Below are 3048 nucleotides of genomic sequence, written 5' to 3' on the forward strand. Positions count from 1 at the left end.
GTTCAGAGAGGCCGTCATGCTGGCGAAGGCCAGCATCCACTGCCCAGCGTGTGCACGCGTGGCCCTCATTGGCCCCAACCCCACAATGGATGCTGGCCTTCGCCAGCATGACAAACGATGGGTGTCCGCTTGCGCCCAACGTTCCGACACCAAGCCAATTGTCTGCAATGCGCCTCATATCGGCCGTTCCGCGGGGACTGCGGCGATCCCAAAGGCCGCTATTATGCTGCTGACGGCGGTTTGTGGAATTCCCACCGAGCGGCTAAGTTTATGATGTTATCTCGTCTATCCTTATTCGGCCAAACCAAGCTCGGCCAAGCGTAGACCAAAAGCATGCCCATCGCATCGATCGCGGAGCAAGCAAGCGCGAAAGGCCAGGACCCAATAAGGATTGCTCGAAGCCCCTCCTCCTCTCCGCAACGGAAGGACAATTTAGACAGTGTCTGAAATTAATTTCGACAAAGCGAAAGAAGAGCTTCCGATCCTGCGAGGCTTTATAGATTTTGTGAATAAGCAGGCCTCCGTTTACATGGACTGCCAAAATGGTTTTGAAGGAAACACGGTTCGCATTGAGCGCCAAGTGGCGCGAGTCACCTTTCCGACCCGAAAGGAGATGCGCGACGGCCAAGAAATCATTGTATGGGACACAATGGAGGACCCAAGCCAGCCGGAAATCATCCACTCAAGTATTCGCAAAAGCTCCACTTTCCTCGCTGACAACGCAGAGGCTGGGTTCAACGAGCAACAAATATGTTGGGCCATTATCGTGTTTATATTTGCCTATTGGGATGAGGAGGTCCGTCCCGCCATTGCAAGGGTGCGCGGAGTCGAACCTAATGACATCAGAATAGACGCACTGGGCGACCTTAGAATTCTCAGGAAGGCAATCGTCCACGCGAAAGGAGTGGTCACGGCCACGGAGCATGCCAAGCTCAAGGGGTTGGCTGACCTAGCCAGACCTGGCGAGAAGCTGGTGCTGAGCCACGACCAGATGCACAAAGTCTTCGTCTCGGTAAAAAATGCCATAGCCCAGGTCCTTCTGCATTATAATGGCGGCTTACCCGGCGCCCCGTCTCCCAACGATATCGTCGATGTCGCTATCCAGACCGTGAGTCGTCACGGCAAACGCAGCTGAACTTGGAGCAAAGCATCGTAACAAATCTCTGCTTTTTGGTGGTTAGCCATAGGACTGCTTCCTTGCGGTTCGACCCAAACAGCGGCCTTTCCGCAACCGGCCCAACATCGGCCAGACGTCAGCCGCGCCAAACCGTCCGCTTCCCACCCCAAAGCCGCCGCGGAGAGCCGCCCGAAAACAATCGGGTGCAGGGTCCGCGACCCTGCCCGCCGGAGGCCCCTCTTCTTCCTAACCCCTCACGCTGCGATCGCGCGTTCGATCCAGGCGCGGGTGTCGGGGATGGCGGCTTCGACTTGGGGGAGATCGTTGACGCAGAGGAATTTGAACTGCGGTTGGCAAGCGCGGGCGAGGTAGGCGCGGACTTGCGGCAGCGGGTAATCCAGCACGGCGCCGGTGCGCAGGTGGAGATGGTCTTCGCCGGTGTGCAGCACGGCGGTGCCGGCGGCGATGCAGGCGTGGTTGTGCAGGCCTTGCGGCAGGAATTGCGAGACGCAGCGGAAGCGGTGGCCGAGGTTGGCGACGAACGCGGCGCGGTGCTGATCGTAAAGGCCGGCCAGCACGGACCGGCGCAGCGGGTGGACAACGTGGGCGGCGCGGAACAGGCGGCTTGCGCCAAAGCCGGCCAGCGCTGCGGCGTTGATCTGGGTGAGGGCATTCAAGAGCGCAGGATTGCCACGGCTGGCCGGATCGGCGGCGATATCGCTCTGATCGACCCAGGCGCCGCGCAGCACTGGCGCTGCGCCATCGAACACATCGCCGGGTGCCAGCGGCCCGGTGAGGAACACATCATCGTTGAAATAGACGAAGCGTTCGGCCAGCCCGGGGATGCGCCACAACAGGGTTTCGATGGCCAGTGAGTTGAAGGTGGGCAGGGCGGCTTCATGGCCGGCAAACAGCGTCAGATGATCGACGATGCTGATGCGCGCCAGCAGATCGGCCGGCAGGCCCGACAGATCGGGCACTTGCGCATCGGTGATGATCCAGATCCGCCCGATCCACGGCGCGTGATTGGCGATGGAGCGCAGGCAATAGCCCAGTTCATCGTTGCAGGCCCAGCGGTGCGGATTGGTGGCGTTGGCGTTGGCCGCTGCCGGCGGCTGATGGCGTTGACGCCGGGCACGGTGCGCCGGATCGTCTCCATCAACCCACGTGATGACCGCGTCGATCCGCGCGTCGTCGCCGAAAAACTGCATATGTCCCGTCCAGGCGAGCGTTCAGTCCGCCACGATAGAACAGGACATGGCAGGCCATGGGGCGAGGCGGCCGGCGAGTCAATATCATATGTCGGTTTTGTGTCAGTTGCGGGACATATGTTTTGCGGCATGATTGCCGCAGCGCAGGGATCGAGCCGCAAAGCCGCTGGTTCGCCGGCGTTTCCGATGATAGTCTTCGACAATATCTAGGGAGGATTACATGCGCGTCCTGATTGCGGTTCTTGCGTTTGGTCTGTTGGCTGCGCCGGCCTATGCGGCGGGCGGCGGCGGCGGCGGCGGCATGTCCTCGGCGCCCAGCGCCAGCGCGCCGCAATATGATGCAGCGGCCGAGTACCGCAAGGGTGTTGCCGCGCTTCAGGCCAAGGATTTCAAGGCCGCGAAAACCGCCTTTGATCATGCGCTGTCGGTCGCGCCGCGCGATGCCAACAGCCAGTATATGGCCGGCGTGGCGCGAACCGGGCTTGGCGATTTGAAGGGCGCACGGCGATTTTATGCCAAGGCGGCAAAGACCGATGCCAGCATGATTGCGGCATGGCGCGATCTTGGCGTGACCGATGGCCAGCTTGGCGACAAGGTGAAGGCGCAGGAGACCCTTGCCGCTATTCAGGCGCGGCGCAGCGCCTGTACAGAAACCTGCCCGCAGGCAGCCGCCCTGAAGGAGGCCGATGAGGCCGTGGCCGCAGCGCTCGCCGGGGTGCC

At 61.4% G+C, this 3048-nt stretch carries 3 protein-coding genes; 2 read left to right on the plus strand and 1 reads right to left on the minus strand.

Going from position 1 to position 3048, the window contains the following annotated elements:
• Positions 1-439: 439 nt before the first annotated feature.
• The gene (locus ABWP50_RS09105) at positions 440-1135 is read left to right on the plus strand and encodes a hypothetical protein (protein WP_353217683.1); all 696 of its coding nucleotides are present in this window, start codon (positions 440-442) and stop codon (positions 1133-1135) included.
• A 236-nt stretch (positions 1136-1371) separates the two neighbouring features.
• Here the strand turns inward: ABWP50_RS09105 and ABWP50_RS09110 are convergent, their stop codons facing one another.
• Positions 1372-2328, minus strand: a complete 957-nt coding sequence (locus ABWP50_RS09110; RefSeq protein ID WP_353217684.1) for a stealth family protein — start codon at positions 2326-2328, stop codon at positions 1372-1374.
• 220 nt (positions 2329-2548) lie between these two features.
• On the opposite strand from ABWP50_RS09110, the gene ABWP50_RS09115 reads away from it, so the two are divergent.
• Positions 2549-3048, plus strand: a 500-nt coding sequence (locus tag ABWP50_RS09115) for a tetratricopeptide repeat protein (protein ID WP_502951016.1), incomplete at its 3' end; no start/stop codon positions are given.

It is taken from the genome of Sandarakinorhabdus sp., assembly GCF_040398645.1.
Taxonomy (GTDB): Bacteria; Pseudomonadota; Alphaproteobacteria; order Sphingomonadales; family Sphingomonadaceae; genus Sandarakinorhabdus.